Annotated in this window: 18 protein-coding genes, 4 pseudogenes and 1 other annotated feature; of the genes and pseudogenes, 7 read left to right on the top strand and 15 right to left on the bottom strand. The window is 46.7% G+C overall.

The genetic code is table 11. The annotated features are described in order from the left end of the window. Positions 1-7 precede the first annotated feature (7 nt). Positions 8-757, top strand: a complete 750-nt coding sequence (locus LG288_RS02780; protein ID WP_404401811.1) for a glycosyltransferase family 2 protein — start codon at positions 8-10, stop codon at positions 755-757. On the opposite strand, the gene LG288_RS02775 is transcribed toward LG288_RS02780, so the two are convergent. The 7 genes from LG288_RS02775 to LG288_RS02745 form a co-directional block, all read right to left on the bottom strand. Further along, a complete protein-coding gene (locus LG288_RS02775; RefSeq protein WP_404401809.1) occupies positions 754-1131 on the bottom strand; it encodes a DUF2304 domain-containing protein in 378 nt (125 codons plus the stop codon). The genes LG288_RS02780 and LG288_RS02775 overlap by 4 nt on opposite strands. Beyond that, the gene (locus LG288_RS02770; RefSeq protein WP_404401807.1) at positions 1131-1814 is read right to left on the bottom strand and encodes a glycosyltransferase family 2 protein; all 684 of its coding nucleotides are present in this window, start codon (positions 1812-1814) and stop codon (positions 1131-1133) included. Before LG288_RS02770 ends, LG288_RS02775 begins: the two co-directional genes overlap by 1 nt. Further along, positions 1801-3069: a glycosyltransferase gene (locus tag LG288_RS02765; protein ID WP_404401805.1), complete on the bottom strand. Its 1269-nt coding sequence runs from the start codon at positions 3067-3069 to the stop codon at positions 1801-1803. Before LG288_RS02765 ends, LG288_RS02770 begins: the two co-directional genes overlap by 14 nt. After that, entirely contained in the window at positions 3066-4262 is a 1197-nt protein-coding gene (locus tag LG288_RS02760) for a lipopolysaccharide biosynthesis protein (protein WP_404401803.1), read from the bottom strand. Before LG288_RS02760 ends, LG288_RS02765 begins: the two co-directional genes overlap by 4 nt. Continuing rightward, on the bottom strand, positions 4259-6190 hold the full coding sequence (locus tag LG288_RS02755; RefSeq protein WP_404401801.1) for a polysaccharide biosynthesis protein: 1932 nt from the start codon (positions 6188-6190) through the stop codon (positions 4259-4261). Before LG288_RS02755 ends, LG288_RS02760 begins: the two co-directional genes overlap by 4 nt. Before the next feature lie 93 nt (positions 6191-6283). Further along, entirely contained in the window at positions 6284-6706 is a 423-nt protein-coding gene (locus LG288_RS02750; RefSeq protein WP_404401799.1) for a type II toxin-antitoxin system HigA family antitoxin, read from the bottom strand. A gap of 12 nt (positions 6707-6718) precedes the next feature. Next, positions 6719-6985, bottom strand: coding sequence for a type II toxin-antitoxin system HigB family toxin (locus LG288_RS02745; protein ID WP_404403011.1), 267 nt, complete (start codon positions 6983-6985; stop codon positions 6719-6721). Positions 6986-7278: 293 nt separating this feature from the next. On the opposite strand from LG288_RS02745, the gene LG288_RS02740 reads away from it, so the two are divergent. Further along, positions 7279-9468, top strand: coding sequence for an O-antigen ligase family protein (locus LG288_RS02740; RefSeq protein ID WP_404401797.1), 2190 nt, complete (start codon positions 7279-7281; stop codon positions 9466-9468). An 82-nt stretch (positions 9469-9550) separates the two neighbouring features. On the opposite strand, the pseudogene LG288_RS02735 reads toward LG288_RS02740, so the two are convergent. Then, positions 9551-9730 (bottom strand): annotated as a pseudogene (locus LG288_RS02735) (ATP-binding protein); the annotation flags it as partial. Positions 9731-9835: 105 nt separating this feature from the next. Between LG288_RS02735 and LG288_RS02730 the strand changes: the two are divergent. The 5 genes and pseudogenes from LG288_RS02730 to LG288_RS02710 form a co-directional block, all read left to right on the top strand. Continuing rightward, positions 9836-10030, top strand: a pseudogene (locus LG288_RS02730) (helix-turn-helix domain-containing protein); the annotation flags it as partial. Positions 10031-10108: 78 nt separating this feature from the next. Then, a complete protein-coding gene (locus tag LG288_RS02725) occupies positions 10109-10510 on the top strand; it encodes a transposase (RefSeq protein WP_404401795.1) in 402 nt (133 codons plus the stop codon). Next, the gene (locus LG288_RS02720; RefSeq protein WP_404401793.1) at positions 10510-11583 is read left to right on the top strand and encodes an IS3 family transposase; all 1074 of its coding nucleotides are present in this window, start codon (positions 10510-10512) and stop codon (positions 11581-11583) included. Before LG288_RS02725 ends, LG288_RS02720 begins: the two co-directional genes overlap by 1 nt. A gap of 22 nt (positions 11584-11605) precedes the next feature. After that, positions 11606-12124 (top strand): annotated as a pseudogene (gene istA / locus LG288_RS02715) (IS21 family transposase); the annotation flags it as partial. A gap of 50 nt (positions 12125-12174) precedes the next feature. Next, a protein-coding gene (locus LG288_RS02710) for an IS3 family transposase (protein WP_404401071.1) occupies positions 12175-13391 on the top strand; the annotation gives its coding sequence in 2 pieces (ribosomal slippage) (positions 12175-12457 and positions 12457-13391; 1218 coding nt in all). Next, positions 12453-12569 (top strand) — a sequence feature (AL1L pseudoknot). (Overlaps the previous gene by 117 nt.) 57 nt (positions 13392-13448) lie before the next feature. On the opposite strand, the pseudogene LG288_RS02705 reads toward LG288_RS02710, so the two are convergent. From LG288_RS02705 to LG288_RS02675, 7 genes and pseudogenes are all read right to left on the bottom strand, one after another. Further along, positions 13449-13901, bottom strand: a pseudogene (locus LG288_RS02705) (helix-turn-helix domain-containing protein); the annotation flags it as partial. A 385-nt stretch (positions 13902-14286) separates the two neighbouring features. Next, positions 14287-15462, bottom strand: a complete 1176-nt coding sequence (locus LG288_RS02700; protein WP_404401791.1) for a DegT/DnrJ/EryC1/StrS family aminotransferase — start codon at positions 15460-15462, stop codon at positions 14287-14289. Positions 15463-15470: 8 nt separating this feature from the next. Further along, on the bottom strand, positions 15471-16484 hold the full coding sequence (locus tag LG288_RS02695; RefSeq protein ID WP_404401789.1) for an ATP-grasp domain-containing protein: 1014 nt from the start codon (positions 16482-16484) through the stop codon (positions 15471-15473). After that, a complete protein-coding gene (locus LG288_RS02690; RefSeq protein WP_404401787.1) occupies positions 16484-17260 on the bottom strand; it encodes a formyltransferase family protein in 777 nt (258 codons plus the stop codon). The genes LG288_RS02695 and LG288_RS02690 overlap by 1 nt, the downstream gene beginning before the upstream one ends. Next, positions 17257-18192: a 1-aminocyclopropane-1-carboxylate deaminase/D-cysteine desulfhydrase gene (locus LG288_RS02685; protein WP_404401785.1), complete on the bottom strand. Its 936-nt coding sequence runs from the start codon at positions 18190-18192 to the stop codon at positions 17257-17259. Before LG288_RS02685 ends, LG288_RS02690 begins: the two co-directional genes overlap by 4 nt. Further along, the gene (locus tag LG288_RS02680) at positions 18189-18797 is read right to left on the bottom strand and encodes a sugar transferase (RefSeq protein WP_404401783.1); all 609 of its coding nucleotides are present in this window, start codon (positions 18795-18797) and stop codon (positions 18189-18191) included. Before LG288_RS02680 ends, LG288_RS02685 begins: the two co-directional genes overlap by 4 nt. Before the next feature lie 485 nt (positions 18798-19282). Beyond that, positions 19283-20404 (bottom strand): glycosyltransferase family 4 protein, encoded by a 1122-nt coding sequence (locus LG288_RS02675; RefSeq protein WP_404401781.1) that lies wholly within the window; start codon positions 20402-20404, stop codon positions 19283-19285. Positions 20405-20533 lie beyond the last annotated feature (129 nt).

Genomic DNA, 20533 nt, shown 5'->3' with positions numbered 1-20533 from the left:
TACATCAATGACAAATTCTAAAGAACTCGTATCAGTTATCATGCCAAGCTTTAATAGTGCGACCTGCATAGAGCGCACTATCCGCTCCGTTCAAGCGCAAACCCACGCAAATTGGGAGTTATTAATCACGGACGACTGCTCAACAGATAATACCGTTGAAATTGTTGAATCCCTTGCAAAGTCGGATGCCCGAATTAAGCTTTCCCGCTTGCCAAATAACAGTGGCGCTGCTGTTGCCCGTAATGAGGCTATAAAGCGCGCAAAAGGTCGTTACATCGCTTTTCTGGATGCCGATGACCGCTGGCTGGAAAGTAAACTAGAGGCGCAAATCACGTTTATGCAACAGCACAGTGTCGCTTTATGCTATTCGGCTTACCACACGATTAAAGACGGCAGTCGAGTGAACACCTTTATTCCTCCTGCGAGTATTGGCTACAAAGACCTGCTGAAAACGTGCAGTATCGGCTGCCTAACTGCTATTTATGATGTCCAGTACGTAGGTAAACGATATATGCCGTTGATTCGTAAACGCCAGGACTTTGCGCTTTGGCTGGATATTCTTCGCGATGGCACTGTTGCCAAAGGCCTCAAAAAGCCTTTAGCTGAATATACGCTGGGCGGCGGAATATCGCAAAATAAGTTAAAAGTTTTACAATATCAGTGGTCTGTTTACCGAGACGTTGAAAAACTCTCTTTACTAACCAGCTGCTATTACTTTTTCTGCTACGGGATTAATGGCCTGATTAAATACCGCTAATCTTGCGCACTTCTGCTCTGGCTATTGGTATCGGCTGTCAGCTTTTCAATCTCAGCTTCCAGCATCCCAACCCGCTGCACCAGCCGTTCGATATCGACTTTCATTCGGGTGCGCTGTATGTCGCCGTAAAGCAGTTTTACCAAAACAACGCCCAGGGCGACCAGCACAACAATTATGGGAGGGTAGGAAATCCCCAGTTTGTCGCCAAAAAAATCTACGATGCCAGGCACCAAACCCAGCAGCAACACACCAACCGCTACGATCACCCAGCGTAACCCGTCTTTTGTCAGTAGCTGGTCACGGCGGACAAGGTAAAAAATAATGCAGCTGATGATGATGCCAATTGCTGCAGATACCCACTGAACATTACTCATTAGCGCTTGTTCCCCCCAAGCAATTTGGATAAGCAAATAATGGATGTCGTCGCCATATAAGAAAACACCCGCCACCAGCTTGAAAATATTCGGCTTTCACCATGCTCGCGGGTATTCATTGGTACGTCAACTTCAAAGAATGTTGCGCCGTGATTTCTTAATAAGACCAGTAAGCCGACATCCTGATAATCGAGCAACGAGGCCTCACGACTGGCAATTAACTGCATGGCTTCTTCGTTATAAAGCCGAAGGCCAGAGGTTAAATCCTCTACCGGCAGGTTAGCCAGCCAGCGAAAATACCGCCATGCCAGGCGACGTGCCGGCGAAGCGCGCTCGACACAGCGCCCGATAACCACGTCGGCTTGTTGCTGCTGTTCAAGCAGTTGTTTTAGGGTTTCAGGCAAATGCTGACCATCGGCGTCCATGGTTATCACGGCGGAATAACCTTTTTGCAGCGCATACCGAACCCCGGCCTGCATCGCTCCCCAGGCACCGATGTTAATACACAGCGAGATAACCCTCGCTCCATGCTGACGGGCAAGTTCGGCGGTGCTGTCGGTCGAATGGTCGTCAACCACCAGAACCTCATCATAACCTTTTTCTGCGAGCTGGTTCAGCACACCGGCCAGGGTCTGCTGTTCGTTATAAGCAGGGATTACTATCAGAGTATCAGACAAGCTCATGATAAATAGTCCGCATTTGTGCTGCCACAACATCGCTTCGGAAAAGCTGCTCTAGCCTCAGCCGCCCCTGAGTACCCAGCTGTTGCCAGAGTTCAGGGTTGTTCACTGCATGCTCAATAACCGTGGCAAGGGCTTCAGCATCACACCGCTTGACCACCCGGCCGTTAACCCCGTCACTGACGACGTAGCTCATACCTGAGCCGGGCACGTCGGTAACAATACAGGACTTTTCGGCACGCATGGCCTCCATCAAGACAATGCCAAAAGCTTCGGTGCGCTCAATAGAGGGCAGGCAAAATACATCGCAGCCAGTAAACTGTTGTTGCAGCTCAGTGTCACTCAATCTACCCATAAAATGGACGCGTTCCTCAAGCTCCAGTTCTTTTGTTAAGCGCTTAAGATTAGCTTCTTCCTCACCGCTGCCGACGATGTTCCACTGCACCTCAACTCCCCGCTTTTTTAGCCGATGAATAGCCTCCAGCAGGTATTTATGCCCCTTATAATACGTCAACCGCCCAACAGTTAAGATTTCGTAGCATGCGCCCCTCTCGTGCCGCGCGCCCTTCCGGCTCCGTGCGTCTGCTCCGTCTCGAGCGCCCTCCCCGCACCGTGCGTCCTGACGCACGCTCTGTTCCCGAGGCACATCCCCCTCAACATCAATCCCCAAAGGCACCACACGAACTTTATCCTGAAACCCAACCAAAGCATCAGAATACTTTGCATAATTCGGACTGGTGCAAACTATAGCGTCGGCTTTTCGCAGTAACCATCGTTCAAAGGGCCGATAGCATCGATAAAACAGCTTCAGTGCAGTTGAAGCCTGTTCATCAATGACATCAGAGTGCCAATGCACTACCCATTTTGCTTTTTTTGCGCCCGGCATCAACAGCAGCCAAAACGCTGATGGGTTCGGCATATGAATGTGAATTATATCAGGGTTGTGTTTCAGCTCCTGTCGCAAATGCCAGGGAAATAAGGGCGAAATAGGAGTGAACATCAGGGTTGCGCATGTGACGGATTGGGTGACGTGGTATTCGTTTTGTCGCGTCAGGACGCGACGTACGGGTTCATCGGGGTGCGTCAGGGTGCGACGCACAGGCAAAAAGCGGCGGGTGGTTCTTGCTCTTTGGTGCTGATGGGCCAGAACCCGAACGCTGTCACCGGCAGCGGTGCAGTGCTCGGCAAGGGACTGGTTTACCTGCTCGATGCCGCCGTTAAATGGCGCAAAGTATTTTCCGATGTGTAAAATCTTCACCTGGCCTGCCTGGATGTTTTGTATAGGACCACGCCCACAAGCGCTAAAAATATTACCGACTCAGTGACAAGGCGCGCGGTAATTGCTCCCCATTCCGCATAAGCAGGAATAAGCAATGACTGGCTCAGCAGGCAGATAAATAAGCCGGCAAAGCAGGCTTTTACATAAATCCACTCGTCGTCCCAGTGGAACAGCACATGCGATAATATCAGCGTGCCGGCGCCAGGTATTAACACCGCCAAAAGCGCCAGCGCGATAGTGTAGCTACCAACGTATTGCGGGAACATCACCGCGAGTATCCACTCACCTATAAGCCACCAGCCGGCAATAATAGCAAAAACAATGGCAGTCATTAAAGCAACGTAGGGCACGGCATCCTGATACCAGCGCCGCAACGATCGGTTAATCTGGTTGAAAAAAAGGTAACTAATCGGCGCAATGATCATTAATGCCGCGTCCAGCACCTGAATACCCAGATAATATTCAGCCATGGCATCACTTTCTACATCAAAACCTTTCAAAAACAACATATCGACACGGATGTAGGCAACCGTTGCCAGCTCAACCAGGAAAAAATGGCGCATGGTAGGTGACATCCAGGGCAGCGAAAAGCGTTCAAGCCTGACTGCAGCAAAGTTCAATGTCTTTTTTACCGGCGGAGTAGTTACCAGCATCGTGGCCGCAACGGAGCCGATCAGCGCGGCAAAAAACACCCCCTCAACCGGCAATTGACCCCATAGCCACCAGATAACAATACAACCCACCAGCCAGAACGTTCGGTAGGTCGGGATTGCAATGGCATCTTTTAAATAATACTCGAAACCCCGGTTAAGGCCTGAGACCGCAGTCAAAGCATATAACGAAATAAACCCCAGACCTGCAAGACCGGCTTCAGGGCTAAAAAACAGGGTAATGGTTGCCAATACAACGAAAAAAAGTAACCAGGGGTAAAAGCTGTCTCGCAGTTTATCTAGATAGGATAGCTGCCCCTGACTTGCCCATTTAAAAAAGGTTTCTTTATAACCACAGTTAACGGCGATGAGTAAAAGGCTCATCAATGACGAGTAGAAACCAAAATCTGCATAACCCTGCTTGCTCATCACATTGGCGATAAACAATAACAACCCATAACTGATAATAACATTAAGGGCAGAAAAGCTGGCGTAAATCGAGGCCTGGCGCGAGAGACTCATCTGGATTTAATATCAACAATACTGAGTGATTTTTCATTAGGCCGGACTACGGATAATAAATCGGCTAACTCTGAGGAGGGCATAAAGCTAGCAGGCGCATTAGTGAGCAATTGCCGAGCCGTCACTGCATCAAAAGACTCGTGGGTAGCATATAGCTCTGCAAGCAGCGTTCTTAATCCGCTCGAACTCATCGCTGACTCCGCCGCCCGCATGATTCGGGGATGACGGGTTCCTGAAACATTACCACCAATTAAAAGCTCTTCGTAGAGTTTTTCGCCCGGACGCAGCCCCGTGAATGCAATGTCAATATCGCCATCCGGGTGGTGCTCGTCACGCACCGTTAAGCCCATCAAGTGAATCATTTTCGTGGCCAAATCAATGATTTTAACCGGCTGCCCCATATCCAGTACAAAAACTTCACCACCTTTTGCCATAGCGCCCGCCTGAACAACCAACGCAGCAGCTTCCGGAATCGTCATAAAATAGCGAGTGATGTCCGGGTGTGTAACGGTTACCGGCCCACCCTGCTCGATTTGCTGCTTAAACAGCGGAATAACAGAACCAGAAGAGCCCAGCACGTTACCAAAGCGCACCATAGAAAAAGTTGTCTTTTTTGCACGCTGGGCCAGATCCTGCACGACCAGCTCGGCAAGGCGCTTAGAAGCACCCATGACGTTAGTGGGCCTTACGGCTTTATCGGTCGAAATTAAGACAAAATGCTCAACCGCATATTTTTCAGCTGCCTCGGCAACCACCTGAGTACCCAGAATGTTGTTTCGGGCACCGCTCACCACATTGTACTCAACCAAGGGCACGTGCTTGTATGCCGCTGCGTGATAAATGGTCTGCACCCCAAAGCGCTTGATAACCTGCCCGACCTGGTTTTTATCCTGGACGCTTCCGAGTATCGGAATAATTGATAGATCCGGCGCAACGATTTTTAACTCACCCTCTATCGCATACAAGTTGTATTCGGACAGTTCAAATAAAATTAATTGTCTGGGCTGACGTGTAGCAATTAAACGAGCCAGCTCCGAGCCAATAGAGCCTCCCGCGCCGGTGATCATTACAACTTTCTCTTTAATACATTTGTCCAGTAACTTCTCATCCGGCTGCACGGAATCGCGCCCAAGTAAGTCCTGAATGTCTACACTACGCAGTTGGTTAACACTCACTTTACCATTAATCAAATCAGCACTGCCCGGTATCGTCAGCATTTCGACAGATAATGACTGCACATTATTAAAGATGGCTTTTTTCTCTCGAGTCGACGCACTGGGAATCGCAAACAGGACTTTTTCGACGTTATGCTTTTTAATCAGTTCCGGTAAAAACTCAGGCGAGAATACCCGCAAATCGTTAACGGTGGTCCCTTGCAGGCTTTCATTGTCATCGACAAAGAACACCGGCCGATGTTCAGCACCATGGTGCAGTGACGCACACAATTGCCGTCCGGCAGAGCCTGCCCCATAGATAGCAACATTTGTCTGCCGCCTAATTGATTGAGTATTGATAAAACCACGTACTAATAACCGTGAGCCGGCAACGAGCAACGTAATAAGCGTAAAGTAAATAAAGGGAACGGAGCGTGGCAGGTCTGTATTAAACAGAAACAGGCCGCCCACCAGTAAGATGGTTGAGGCGAGTGCTCCCCAAAGGATATTCGCCAGCACCTTGATGTCCATGTAGCGGATAACGGCACGATAAAGGCCAAGTTTTATCCAGATTAGTATCGATGCTACAGTCAGACTGGCCATCACATAGTAAAGCGGCGGGCCAAAGTACTTTGACCAGTCTTCCCCAACCCGAATCATCAAAGCAAGAATCAGCGACAGGCTAATAAAGGAGGCATCACAAATAAGCGTGATTGCTCGCTTAGCCCAGCGCGGCACTTCGAAAAAGCGTCTGACAAGCCCTAAACCTAACATATCCTTCTCCAGCGCTATTCCTGCTCAATTTATTATTATTTGGATATTATGAGGGATTGTTAAGTAATTGCAAAGAGCCCCGGAGTTTAGCTCTTAATTGAAAAATAATGCAGGACTAATGTTGAAGCGTTTAGCCAGCCGTTCGATGTGATTTCGGGTCAACCGCTTACCGCCATTGAGAATTTGAGAAACTAAGCTTTTACCGCCGATCTCGTTTTGAAAGTCATTCGTTTTTAACTGCCGCTGGTCCATTATTACTCTTAATGTCGCAACGGCCGGATCAAGTTCACTGACTCGCGAGTTGAATGCTGAAAAAGACGTGGCGTCTTCTTCATAGCGAGCAATTAAGGTACTCAGCGCTTCTATAACAACTAGATTCGCATCGTAATCCTCAATAAGCTCTTCCATCATAGCAAGAGCTTGTTCGTGTTCATCGTCATTACGGATCCCACGCAGGAAAGGCGCGCGATTACACAGCTCAGTTGCAAGCTCTGTTATTTCTGCCACTGCTACCATATCGTGTTGCTCCTACTTACGTTGTTTCTTACAAATTTCGTCATACTCAGCATGAGTCACTATATGTTTGACGTACACTCGGTTGTGCTCAAACTTAATAAAGGCGATTAACCTAAGGTTGTTACCGCCAATATCGATTACCCACCATTTATCTTTATACTTAAAGTTATCGAGGGTACTAAATACGCCCCTTAATTCCCCAGGGGTTTTAAAATTTCCGCTTCTTAAAATTCTATACGAGTCTTCAATAGCACCCGCGTCATTTGGGTAACTTTTCATAGCCTCATTAAAAGACTTTTTCGACATTACATGCATAGGTAACTCCGTTTACTATTTGTAAACTATAAAACAAATAAAGGTGTTTACAAATAGTAAACCGGCGGACCTGAGATTTCCCGACACTTTTTAACCCTTGAAATCTTTTTTTCAAGGGTAATCCGTTATTGACAGCGTACCTCGTGCCCTGGCACGAGTTTTTTGGGCTACCAATAGGGTATTGCCGCTAACAAGCCTTCCGCGCTAAACTACGGGAAATTATAACAATAGCTTAACCCAGCCACTCCGAGCACCGAATGGATTCAACGCAGTCATCATTTAAGTTTCGCCATGTCGGCAGTTTTACGCTGCTTCTATTACTGAGCGTTTTTCAACCAAAGTCCATTTGGCCGGAGTTTCCCATACAGTTCGTACCAGCGATTTTGGTTGTGTTGGGGCTACTCCTTATTTACAAAGTCTGGTTAACCATTGGATTAAAAGGAGTCTGGCAAAAGTACCGGGTGGAGCTTGGCCTATTCGCTGCGTATGAAGTCGTATGTTTAATCAGCCTGTTTGTTAACAGCGACTTATATCCCACAACAGCGGAATTCATTCGTTGGGGACTAACCTTTCCGATATTTCAACTATCGATACCGATGGCAGTGCTGCTGTTTGTGTTACCGCAAAATGAGCGTGGTATCAGCCTGACCAATCGATTAGAAAAGTGGAAACTTCCACCAGCATCTCCATTGGTCTTTTTGGTGGTACTGTTCTGTGGTATAGCCTTCTGGCAGATGGCGGACTATGCAGAAGCATGGGAGGTATTTCGGTATTCGATAGCGGGGGATTCATTTCTCCAAACCGAAAACACCAGGCAGTTTTTGATCGATCGCCTCGGGTACACGAATACACGCAGCTTGTTTGCTGTCAGTACTGACCTGGGTGGTATCGCGACTGTGGTTGTCGTCGGTTTGTTATGCCTGGCACTTACCACCGCCAGGCAGCAGCGAACTCTCGTCTCCATTTGTACGCTGCTGGCCTTACTGGTCGCCGCAGTAGGCATGTTCAGTGGGGCCCGCGTGTTTTTATTAGGAACCGGCATCGGCATTATTGCCATCGCACTGACTACATTTAAACATCAAAAGCGACTTGCCTTGTTAGTTATTATCGCTGCCGTTGTAGCCGCGCACCTTGCTCTACTATTCACACCACTTAGTTATACCCGAAAGCTGGCCGAGTTTTTTCCTTATCTGTTTTACCTAAATACCGGTGTCCCGGTGCAGGTGGCTGATTTTATTCCGTCTATTTCACTTGAATCCTTTGGTGACCGTGTCCCCATTTGGAGCCGCGCGATAGAACTGATCAAAGAGAATCCATTATTGGGTGTTAGTAATGGCGGCTTTCGGTTATTCAGTGCCAATAACGGTGGGGCTGTGGTCAATAACGCCCACAACGCCTACCTGCAGCTATTGTTAGATGCCGGTATTGTTGGCGCTCTGCTTGTAGCAGCGCTTATCGCCAGACTCGTCAAACGTGTCGCCTCAGGGGCCAATGTGCTGTTGCTCGCTGTCGCGACCACACTGCTGGTCGACAATTTCGCTGATCACACGTTAAGTTGGGTATTCATATGTGGTTATTTAGTGACGCACTTATCAGCTGTTAAAGTCCCGTGCTGGTCTGTACAACAAATAAGTGCGCAAAAGCCGATAAAAGCCGTCGTAACATGCAGCCTTGCCTTAAGCGTTGTGCTTTGGGTCGTGCTCGCCCAATACAAACAACAACAATTTAAACAACACCCAGTAGAGCAGCGCCTGTCAGCGATCCGGGGACAATTACTCTCCGGTTATTCACAATCGGCACCAATGTTTATAAATAAAGACTTACGCGATACGTTACTAAAAGAAGGTAACCCGCGGAGAAGTCTGGCGCGAATCGGAAATGAACAGCCCAATTCGTTATGCTCATACCGTTACCCCGGCTCCTGGTATATAACCACTGATAACCTAGATAACCCGGAGCAACGGCAATTAGGAGCCATGAACGAACGCCCGCTGGTATTCGGTCAAACCAAAAGTATTAAAGGCTGTAGTACCAATAACTTAGATCCTTTAGACATCAAACACTGGGTATCAAGCCATGGCAAATGGACCGGCTTGTTTGTTGAGCGACAGGGCAGAGACGAGATTGAACTGCGTTATCACAATTACATCAGTTTTCGTTCACCAATATTTACCGTAGCTAATAACCTAGAGCAATTACAACTGGCATTTGAGAACTTACGAAAAGTCGACACACCAGCCCGACTGTCAATGAACGTCATTAACGCGGACACGAATAAGTCACTCATTGAGCAACAACTAGTGATAGCCGACAAGGCTAAGGCCGAGTTGGATCTTACCGGTATTACGGGTAAATCCGTATTCATTCAGTTAAGGCTCAAACACAAAAACGAAAAAGGCCCGCAAATGCGGGCCCGTTTGACATCTATAAGTAGCTCTCGCCCCTGACGCGAGTGACGTTGTCAACGGCAGTTTAAATTTGACCCCCTTTGGGGTTAATTCGGCAATCTAATTTTGACCCCCCTTGGGGTTAAATTTCACCGAGTATCGGTGCAATACCTATCTTCTTTTTGTCCTTCAACCGATAGCTCTCACCACTAATTTGAATCACATGGCAATGGTGCAACAGGCGGTCTAGCATCGCGGCTGTTAATGTTGTGTCGTTCGCGAATGCACCTGCCCACTGGCTAAACGGTAAGTTGCTGGTCAGTTGTCATCGGCAATGTAAAACTGACCCACTAACGGCAATTTAAAATTGACCCACCTGAGGCACAATGACCGCCTAGTCTAAAAAAAGAACGGCGGTTGAGATGCAATGTTAAATCAGGAGTCACTAGTGGATATTCATGTGTTACACCAACAAGGTCACAGTATCCGGGCTATCAGCCGCCAACTGGGCATAGCACGAAACACCGTTCGCAGTTATTTGCGCGACATCGCCCGTACACCGAATTACGGACCAAGGCCTGAGCGGCCGTCAAAGCTCGATCCTTTTAAGCCTTATCTGCGGGAGCCCTGTGTGTCAGCATGGTGTTGAACCAGAGGTTTTTACGATAACATAGATTTCAGGGCGGACTAGGAGAGCCAAATGCCAAAACCCGTTAGCACTATCAGCCCAGAAATCACTCCGTCGCCAGAGCATGAAAAGCGCACACGGCGTACATTTAGTGTCGAGTACAAACTCGACATTTTGAAAAAAGCCGATGCCTGTCAACACGGAGAGCTCGGTCAGTTGTTGCGTCGTGAAAAGCTATATTCAAACCAGCTTGCGCAATGGCGTCGTGAGTTTAGTAGTCAAGGCGTAGCCGGTCTTTCTAAATCACAACCCGGGCCGCAATCGAGCCAAACACCAGAGCAAAAACGCATCGAAAAGCTCGAAAAAGAAAACCAGCGCCTGCAGGAGCAGTTGCAACTAAAAGATAGTTGCCTTGAGCTCCAAAAAAAAGCCTTTGCGTTGATCGATCAAGCGGACACCGAGAGCAACTCATAATGTTACTTGAAAACGATGCGTTTAAACACATTCCTGAGCGGACAGCTTGTGACATACTGGCCCTGAACCGCAATACGGTGCGCCGTCATCGACGTCGTAAGGCATTTTGTGGCCCGCCGAGGCCACGCCGGATGTCACGCCAACAGGCCGAACAACCGAGTGCCTTATCGAGTGCTGAACGCGATGAAGTCAAACAAAAACTCAGCAGTGAAGCCTATTGTAACCAGCCGCCGGTACAGGTTTATCACTCATTGTTAGAGCAAGGAATTTACTTATGCTCGATCAGCACCATTCACCGCATATTACGTGCCGATAAATTAAACGGTGAACGACGTAAACAGCGTCCGCCACAAAACCATACAGTACCAAGACTGAAGGCAACGTACCCGAACGAAGTCTGGACCTGGGACATCACCAAACTGCCAACCGAAAAACATGGCGAGTATTTGTCGCTTTACGTTGTTATGGACTTATTCAGCCGTTATATCGTTGCCTGGATGCTGTCACGCAAAGAAAATAGCAAATTAGCTCAACAACTGATTGAAGAGGCTGTCGAGCGATACGATATTAAGCCAAACAGCCTGACTGTCCATCAAGATCGAGGTATGCCGATGACGGCGCATTGCTACCTGGATGTTTTGTCTGACTTAACGATTACAGCCAGTCACAGCCGACCTCGCGTCAGTAATGATAACCCAATGAGCGAAGCACAATTTAAAACACTGAAATATCAGCCGGATTATCCCCGGCGTTTTAAGGGATACGGCCACGCTTCAAACTGGTGTCGAGACTACTTTAGTTGGTACAACGAAAGTCATTATCACAGCAACCTGGCTGGCTACACGCCCCAACAAGTATTTACCGGCGATTGGAAAACATTAGCTGAAGCGAGACAGAAAGTGCTGGATGATGCATTTAATCAACATCCTCAGCGATTTAGAAAACGTCCTGTCGCTAAGGCACCACCTGCGGTTGTTGAAATCAATCCGGTGACTGACGACGACAATGACCAGCTCGTTGAATCTGGCGTTAACTTTCCAACGCTACCCAGGTTCATAGAAAAAACAATTTAACTTTTACACTGATGGTTCAAATAAGGTTGACACGTTCCGGGAGCGTATTGAAGCCGCGAAGCCATACTGGATACCGGGCGCTGTTTTATTCCGTGAAATTGAAAAACAGGGCTACCACGGCAAGGAAGGGATTGTAAAAATCTACATTCGCCAGTTTAAGCCTCAAACCGAAGAGGACGTCGTTCGTTTTGAAACCGCGCCGGGCCAGCAGATGCAGGTCGACTTTACGACCATTAAGCGTGGTCGCTTTAAGCTCGAGGCGTTCGTTGCAACCCTGGGTTTTAGTCGCGGTTCGTACGTTCGTTTCAGCACCCACGAGAAGCAGGAAGACTGGATAACCGGTATCCGCGAAGCGCTTCACTATTTTGGTGGAGTGCCGAAGGAAGTGCTGTTTGATAATGCCAAGTGCCTGATGATTGAGCGCGATGCGTATGGTGAGGGGCGTCACCGCTGGAATAAGCATCTGCTGGAACTGGCGTCCGATTATGGTTTTAGGTTAAGAGCCTGCCGCCCTTACCGGGCGAAAACCAAAGGTAAGGTCTGAATCAAACCGGGTTTGTCGGAGGCTAATAATCTTGAGAGAATCAGCCAATGAACAAAAGAATCACCTATTCACCGGAAGTCCGCGAACGTGCTGTTCGCATGGTTTTGACATCAGAGCATGAGCACTCGTCGCGATGGGCTGCTTTGGTATCTATTGCATCCAAAATTGGTTGTACTCCAGAAACCTTAAGGTCCTGGGTCAACAAAATGGAGGTCGACTCAGGCAAGAAGCCAGGGGTCACCAGTGATGCCGCAGCCAGAATGAAAGAGCTCGAGCGAGAGAACAAAGAGCTCAAGCAGGCTAACGAGATCCTGAAAAAAGCTGCTGCATTTTTTGCGCAGGCGGAGCTCGACCGCAAACCGAAGAAATAGTCCAGTTTATTGATGCTCACCGGGCGTTGTATGGTGTCGAGCCAATCTGTCGGGTCTTAAAGATTGCACCATCAACGTATTATCGCTGCAAGTCACTTGAAGCGGAGCCAGAGCGTCGCTGCCAGCGTTTTCATCAGGATGAAGCACTAAAACCAGAAATTCTACGCGTATGGCAGGAAAACCGCAGCTGCTATGGCGTCAGAAAAGTGTGGAAACAGATGATACGAGAAGGCTTTACGGTTGCCCGTTGCACGGTCGCCAGGTTGATGACCGTTCAGGGCCTTCGTGGTGTGCGCCGAGGTCGCGGCTGTGTCACGACCATTCCCGATGACAGTGCGGATAAACCATTAGATTTGGTCAATCGTGAGTTTACTGCGCAGCGCCCGAATCAACTGTGGGTCGCAGACATCACCTACGTCGCGACCTGGTCAGGTTTTGTTTATGTCGCCTTTGTCACCGATGTTTTCTCGCGCAAGATTGTTGGTTGGCGTGTGATGAAATCGATGCAGACACAGTTAATCCTGGACGCCTTAGAGCAAGCATTATGGTCACGAGGAAAACCGAAAGGCGTTATTCACCACAGTGACCGCGGTAGCCAGTATGTGTCTATTCGCTACTCAGAGCGACTGTCAGAAGCGGGTTTTAGTGCGTCAGTTGGAAGTGTTGGGGACTCGTATGATAACGCGCTAGCTGAAACGATTAACGGCCTGTATAAAGCGGAAGTCATCTACAAAGACGGACCCTGGCGAGGGCTCGAGCAAGTCGAACTGGCAACACTCGATTGGGTCGACTGGTTCAACAATAAGCGCCTGTTGAGTCCCATCGGGGATATTCCACCTGCTGAGTATGAAGATAACTATTATCGACAACTAGCAGAAGATGAGGCAGCATGACTCAAACAAATACGCCTCCGAATTTACCGGTTCGATTCACACTGATGGTTCAAATAAGGTTGACACGTTCCGACCCAGCGTCGCCACGAAGGCTTTTAGTGCGTGGGTTCCACGGCGAATAATGGTGAAATCTACCTGTAGCTGCTTACCTGGCTCGGTTTCAAAACGTACTAGTGGATCGGCAGCCTGCTTTGGTTTAAACGTGGCGACATACTCACTGAGTATCCTGATTTTTCCTTGGTATCCACGAGCCAGTATCTCTTCGTAGAGCACGGCTGCTGGTATCCAATCTGGATGAGCGGCTTTGATTCGCGACTGAATATAGTCTTTGAAGGGGTCAAGCTTGCTCGGCCGCACAACACTGCGTTGGTACACCGGCGCACTCTCAGTTTGCTGCAGATATTTTTTAACGGTGTTGCGGGCCAGGCCGGTTTCGCGCGCTATCCCTTTAATCGACTTACCTTGGTGTTTGAGTACTTTAATGGTCACAACCATCTCCTGAGTTAACATCGAAAGCGGCCTCTTGAGCAAAACCGCTAGTTTACTTCAGGGGGTCAATTTTCAGTTGCCGTTAGGGGGTCATTTTTACACTGCCGGTAACAACGTAAGCGTCACATAAATCGCCGGGGGTTCTACCCAGATTTTACGGACACATCCATAAAGAGGCATAATGTGCCCATAAGGAGTGTTCATGACCAAACGAAGAAAATACAGTACAGAATTTAAGCGAGAAGCCTTTGAGCAGACACCGTCGATGGTGTGGCGAGCGTCTAACCCATTGATCTGGGGTAGGTATCGAGTTCATTAAAATAAGCAACGCGCATCGCCAGATAAGTATTGGCGAACAGCTTTATGGCTTATGGTTCGGTCGAGTCCGTGAGCTGAACCCTGGGTCCTATTTTTGCACAAGCGCTAACACTTCACGAATAACCGAACACGTCTTCTCAATCTCAGCATCGGTCAACGTCGGATGCACCAAAAACATTAAAGACGTCTCGCCCAGTTCTCGCGCAACCGGAAGTGGCTCGGAGGGACGCCAACCAGTGTTATCGAAAGCTTTCTCTAAATACACTTCAGAGCAGGAACCCTGAAAGCAAGGCACGCCGCGGGCAACGATTTCGGAAACGATACGATCGCGTGTCCAGCTTTCCGCCAAATGCTCAGGCTCAACAAAGCAATAGTGTTTATAGCACGCATGCTTCATGAGGTAGGGAACAGCTGGCGTTCGCACCACAGAAAATACAGAACACGCATCGGTAATGGCCGCGGTATTACGCTGGCGAGCTGCAGTCCACGAAGCCATCCGCTTCAATTGGATACGGCCAATCGCGGCCTGCATTTCCATCATGCGCCAGTTGGTACCGAAGCTTTCATGCAACCAGCGAAAACCTGGTGGGTGTTCGCGTTCGTACACGGCTTCATAACTTTTGCCGTGATCTTTAAATGACCACATTTTACGCCACAGGGATTCGTCGTTGGTGGTGACCATGCCGCCCTCACCGCCGGTGGTCATGATCTTGTCCTGGCAGAACGACCAGGCACCGATGTGTCCGATGCTCCCCACTGAGCGGCCTTTATAACGCGCTCCGTGTGCTTGGGCACAGTCTTCGATGACGTACAGCCCGTGCTTGTCAGCCAAAGCCATAATCGCGTCCATTTCGGCAGGACGTCCGGCTAAGTGCACAACAATAATGGCTTTGGTACGTGGGGTAATGACCGGCTCGATAGTGTGCGCTTCGATATTCTGTGTTTCACGATCAACATCTGCAAAAACTGGTGTCGCACCAGCATTAACCACAGTTGAAATTGATGCAATAAAGGTACGAGGGGTTACGATGACTTCGTCGCCCTCTCCTATTTCGAGCGCGCGCAATGCAACATCTAGGGCGAGTGTCCCGTTAGCCAAAGCGACCGCATATTTAGAGTCGGTATAAGTCGCAAACTCTTTTTCAAACTCTCGGCATTCGGTGCCGGTCCAGTAATTTACGCGATTTGATAATACAACATCGTGAACAGCCTTGGCTTCTTCTTCGGTGAAACATGGCCAAGGCGAAAATTGGGTGTTTAGCATAAGCGAGTTTACTCTACTGCAGATGGAACAGAAACAAGCACATCACATTTCGCGAAGGTCAGATCTGCTTTGTAATTAATTGATATTTGGTCACTTTCGCCGCGAAGACATTGCAGCAAAGCTTTCACTAGATTTGCACCGGCCTCATGAGAAAATGGATATCCACCACCAAAGCGAGGGTTCATTTCGAGTAAATAGTATTCGCCATCACGCTCTAGAAAGTCACAATCAAGATTTCCAATGTGCCCTAAAACATCTCCAATTGCGTCTGCATATGCCTTTAGCTTTTCTGACTGAATGGTTATTGCCTTGTCGGTTTCGCCCGCTCGCATTGCTAACTTCTTTTTAAGCACAACACCACGACAGCTACCTTCAAGATCATTGAATATATCCACTCCAAACTCCGGACCTCTTATGAACTCTTGAATCAGTACAACTTTCTCATCAGTCGCCAGCTTCGATAAAAATGAGCCTTGTAAGATGCGCTTACACAACGCATATGCTTCTCGGAGTTCACTATCAGTATTGACCACGTACAGACCGATCGAAGCCGATCCCCATCGCGGTTTTACGATAATTGGGTACGAGATTGTATTATCGCTCAATGAGATAAGAGCATCATTAAGGGAAAGAAAGGTCTTAGGTGCTGGTACCGAAATGGATTCTGCAAACTTACAGGTTTCAAATTTGTCGCCACAAATATTTATTGCTTTCTCTTCCGAAACGATAACTTTAGTACCGACTGCAGTGAACTTATCCTTCGCAGAGGCAAGCACTGGAAGCTCCAAATCATTCAATGAAACAATTGCATCAACTTTCTCGGCTTTGCAGATTGAGAGAAGTGCTTCAATATAGTTCGGCGCATCTACAGAAGGAACCAAATGATAGACATCACATCCTGCAAGCGCGGGAGCAGATGCTGTCATATCTGCTCCTATAACTCGCCCGCTATTGCCCAATTCGGTTTTAAAATAGTCCACAAGATATTTTCTTCGGCCAGCACAAGTGAGCAGAATATTCATTATTCTCCAAGCTCTTCTTCGGTTGTAACGAAGTATTGTTTGCCGTTTATGATCATGTGGGCTGGAGTATGAGGAGGAAACTGAAATGCTCTTACTTTTCGATCAAAAATTGGAGAGTTAATTTCCTCTTTATCAATTTTTGATTTACCCAGTAGGTCTTTATGCCGATATTCATGCGCGACTTCGCCTTTAGTGATCAATTCGGCTTGTGGGATACGAGGAATTTGATCGTTACCTTCCATTTCTTTAAGCAGCTTGAGAAACGCATTCTGAAGGGAGTTTATAGTCTTTACAAAAAAACTGAAGGCAGTTTCTCGCTTTGAAACCTGAAAATACTCGCGCTTTACGATGTCACCAGTATCAACCCCTTCATCTATAAAATGCAAAGTACCAGCCCCTCTTTCAACTCCTTCAAGAATTGCGTGATTTGCTATGTTCGTACCCCGGAACCGTGGAAGTTCGCCGCCATGAAGGTTGATAATTCCAGGCCTGAATAGCGAATAAAAACTTTGCTTGAATAAAATGTTGTAACGAACAGAAATTCCGAGTATTGGCTGTTTCATCGCCAGCTTTTCAGCCTCTATTAATGAAAGTCTAATAATCCCATTCGATGTGCAGTACTCCAAAGTCGATGGGTAGTTTAAACCATGATGGTCGAATTGCTCTGCAGCATAATCATCACAAACCACTCCCAGAAGATCCATTTTGCCACTTTCTGAAATCTTTTCTATAACCCAACTTGCAAGTGGCACATTTCCGAAAACAATTACCTTCATTTGGGTAGATACTCCGATTCTAAGTTCGAACTTGATTGTAAATTTAGTAAACCTCCGGTATGCCAAAAAATAACTTTGGTACCGCTTCCAATATTTTCATTTGTCAGGTAATCAAGCATACCGACGAAGGCTTTACCTGAGTATACGGGATCTAATGGAAGTCCGGTTTTAAAAACTAATTCTTTAATCTCTTCCATTAAACCATACGAGTATTTGGAGTACCCTCCACATACATAATCATCAACAAATAAGATTTCGGGGCACTTATCCCTTGCGGAATTCAGCTCCTTTTTTAGAAGTGGATAATAGACTTCCTCAACTGCTTCTTTTCCGCGAGGTTTTCGTCGGGCGATTGAAATGCCGATTACTTTAGTCTTCCAGCCTCTAGTTACTACTCCAGCCTGTATGCCTGCATGTGTGGCACCCGTGCCAGAAGCCATAAATATGTAATCTGGCTCTTCGGGCAGTTCGCTTACCGCATCCATATAAGCTTTAGCACCAAGAATACTATGGCCCCCCCCAGGAATCACATCGACTTTAATCCCTTGCGCTTCATAGTTACCTTTGAGTTTTTTGATCATACTTCCGATCTCGCTGGCTTCAACATGTGTAACTTGCGCGCCTGATGCTTCAATAAAGAACTTATTTCCATTACAAAAAGAGCTGGATAGCGGGCTACCATGTAAAACTAAATGGCATTTCTTTCCATATCGAGAAGCCATTAGAGCGCAGACCCTAGCGTGGTTAGACTCAGCACCGCCATTCGTGATTACCACCTCGGTATCTTTACTAAGTCCATCGAAAATTCTCGCATTTTTTCTGACCTTGTTGCCACCTAAAAAATCTGGCAACAGGTCATCACGTTTCACGAACAGATTTAGGTCTAACTCGTCAGAAATCCCAGACAAACGATAGTAGGGTGATAAGCTCATTTTTTTTTGTCTCTTTCCTCACTGAGTTTCCCGAACTTACTCGACGGCACTACAACAACATCTTTTGAACTCATCACTTGTAGTGCTGTTTTAAACAGAATTTTGACATCTAACCAGAAACTCCATTCCTCTACATATTTTACATCAAGCGCAAGGCGTTGATCCCACTTCACATGGTTTCGTCCAGAGATCTGAGCTAAACCAGTAAGACCAGGGCGTACACTATGCCTTAGCTTCTCTTTTTCAGAGTAGTAATGTAAATATTCAAATAGGAGCGGCCTTGGTCCCACAAAAGACATTTCACCCTTGAGGATATTGACAAGCTCTGGTAATTCGTCGAGACTCGTTTTTCGAAGAAAGCTACCGAATGGGGTGAGGCGAATCTCATCAGGTAGAAGCTTACCCTCATCATCTCGCTCATCGGTCATGGTCCGAAACTTAAGCATGTAGAATGCGTTTTCATTCAAACCAGGTCGCTTCTGCCGAAAAAAAATGGGGCTACCAACCTTTATCCGTACAAGCAGCATCAGCAGAACCATAACTGGCAAAAGCAGTAGTAGACCAATCGTCGAAACAATGATATCGAAAGTTCGTTTTAACAACACGTGTGAGACCTTTCTTTAATTGAGCTGTGTGCGAATACTTCAGCGATGTTATACATGAAGAATGTCAAATAGCTGACCAGTGAACTAAACCATACTTGGTGCTTGTTAAGTCGTTTGAGACTGAGAATTATATCCATCTTACTCAATCTCTTTCAATTTTCGAACTAACGACTGCATTTCCGCATTAACGACTTCACCAGCCTGACTTCCATAGTTCCATGGTGCAACCTTAGTTCCTTCTCCACAAAGAGGTAAACCCCAACAACTGGTTACAAAATGGAATGAAGATTTACTTGGAAAAGCAGAGTTGGTGATTGTAACCGTTGACTTAGGTAGCTCTTGTGTAGAACCAGCTTACTACCTTCTAGCTGACTCAGTCGACTACGAGTAGAATAGTTCAATAATGAGCGAGTGATAACCTATTACACTCTCCTATTTTATTGCTACTTATAGCCAGAATAAAAACCAATCAGACCAGATCAGTATCAGTACAAGATCCGAGTCATCATAAATGCATTTACTTTATGCACATCATATTTCTCTACAGCCAATTTTCGCGAAGCCTGACCCATCTTCGTTATGATTAATGGCTCTTCAATGAACTTTGTCATTGCTTCAACTAAAGTCTCAACGTTTCTTACTGAAACCAAAAACCCATTATATCCGTCTACAACTGTTTCTCTACACCCTGGCGAATCCGCTGTTATTATAGCTCTACCTATAGACATGGCCTCGATTACGGAACGCGGTGTACCCTCCCTATAACTCGGAAGAACATAAACATGGCAATTTCTAATAAACGGTTTAACATCGACCTGCTTACCATGCCAATTCAAAACTTTTTTATCCACCCATCGTTTGACTTCAGACTCTACTAATCCATCTGGGTTTGGATCTAGTCCACCAACTAAGTCAAACTCAACAGTATTATATTTACTTTTGACAATTTCAGCTGCTGCTGCATATTCACGTATACCTTTGTCACCAAGAAGTCTTGCAATTAGTAAAAATCTTATAGGAACGTCCGGTAACGGTGAATGAGAGAAAATATTTGTATCAACACCAGACCCGTTTAGGATATCGATCTTCGCCGTGACCGGAAGTAATTTATAATTTGCAAAATCATTTTTATCATCTGGGTTTTGAAAAAATATTTGGTGCATTCCTTTGAGCGAAATACGATATAATGTCCTAGCGATAGTTTGAATTAACTTTCTCTTACCTTCGGCTTTTCCTGTAAATGCATAGCCAAGACCAGTGATTAATGCGACACGTTTTGGAATACAAGAAATTCGTGCTGCTAATCCTCCCCAAATCACGGGCTTTATAGTATAAGAAATGAAAACCAAGGGTTTGTGATGACGTAAAATTTTTACTAATAAAAATAATGCTTTTAGATCACCTACTGGGGATAATCCGACTCGCGAAAATGGTGCATCTAAACAAATCACATTATGTTTAGTTAACCATTCAACCTTATCTGTTCTTACCAACAAATTTGGCGCGCAAGCAATAACCTTATGTCCTCGTGCCACGAGATCTAAAATAAGTTGGCCACGAAAATTCTGAAGCGAATCTGGGGATGATGCTAAAATAAAAATCTTCATAATATGACATCTTTATCAAAAGTTAGTAAAAACAGGGAAATCACGATTAATGAAGAATCAGTTCTAGCGGTGTCGATGCACAAGATGCTGAATTTAGCCAAAGATATATTAAACGACCAACCCCAACCA

This window comes from Idiomarina seosinensis (assembly GCF_044797955.1).
Lineage (GTDB): Bacteria > Pseudomonadota > Gammaproteobacteria > Enterobacterales > Alteromonadaceae > Idiomarina > Idiomarina seosinensis_A.
The sequence above is the reverse complement of the archived record's forward strand: the minus strand, read 5'-3'. Positions and strand labels throughout refer to the sequence as shown.

Coding starts and splice junctions, on each gene's coding strand:
- LG288_RS02780 (WP_404401811.1), top strand. CDS start 8: ATGACAAATTCTAAAGAACTCGTATCAGTTATCATGCCAAGCTTTAAT.
- LG288_RS02775 (WP_404401809.1), bottom strand. CDS start 1,131: ATGAGTAATGTTCAGTGGGTATCTGCAGCAATTGGCATCATCATCAGC.
- LG288_RS02770 (WP_404401807.1), bottom strand. CDS start 1,814: ATGAGCTTGTCTGATACTCTGATAGTAATCCCTGCTTATAACGAACAG.
- LG288_RS02760 (WP_404401803.1), bottom strand. CDS start 4,262: ATGAGTCTCTCGCGCCAGGCCTCGATTTACGCCAGCTTTTCTGCCCTT.
- LG288_RS02755 (WP_404401801.1), bottom strand. CDS start 6,190: ATGTTAGGTTTAGGGCTTGTCAGACGCTTTTTCGAAGTGCCGCGCTGG.
- LG288_RS02750 (WP_404401799.1), bottom strand. CDS start 6,706: ATGGTAGCAGTGGCAGAAATAACAGAGCTTGCAACTGAGCTGTGTAAT.
- LG288_RS02745 (WP_404403011.1), bottom strand. CDS start 6,985: ATGAAAAGTTACCCAAATGACGCGGGTGCTATTGAAGACTCGTATAGA.
- LG288_RS02740 (WP_404401797.1), top strand. CDS start 7,279: ATGGATTCAACGCAGTCATCATTTAAGTTTCGCCATGTCGGCAGTTTT.
- LG288_RS02725 (WP_404401795.1), top strand. CDS start 10,109: ATGCCAAAACCCGTTAGCACTATCAGCCCAGAAATCACTCCGTCGCCA.
- LG288_RS02720 (WP_404401793.1), top strand. CDS start 10,510: ATGTTACTTGAAAACGATGCGTTTAAACACATTCCTGAGCGGACAGCT.
- LG288_RS02700 (WP_404401791.1), bottom strand. CDS start 15,462: ATGCTAAACACCCAATTTTCGCCTTGGCCATGTTTCACCGAAGAAGAA.
- LG288_RS02695 (WP_404401789.1), bottom strand. CDS start 16,484: ATGAATATTCTGCTCACTTGTGCTGGCCGAAGAAAATATCTTGTGGAC.
- LG288_RS02690 (WP_404401787.1), bottom strand. CDS start 17,260: ATGAAGGTAATTGTTTTCGGAAATGTGCCACTTGCAAGTTGGGTTATA.
- LG288_RS02685 (WP_404401785.1), bottom strand. CDS start 18,192: ATGAGCTTATCACCCTACTATCGTTTGTCTGGGATTTCTGACGAGTTA.
- LG288_RS02675 (WP_404401781.1), bottom strand. CDS start 20,404: ATGAAGATTTTTATTTTAGCATCATCCCCAGATTCGCTTCAGAATTTT.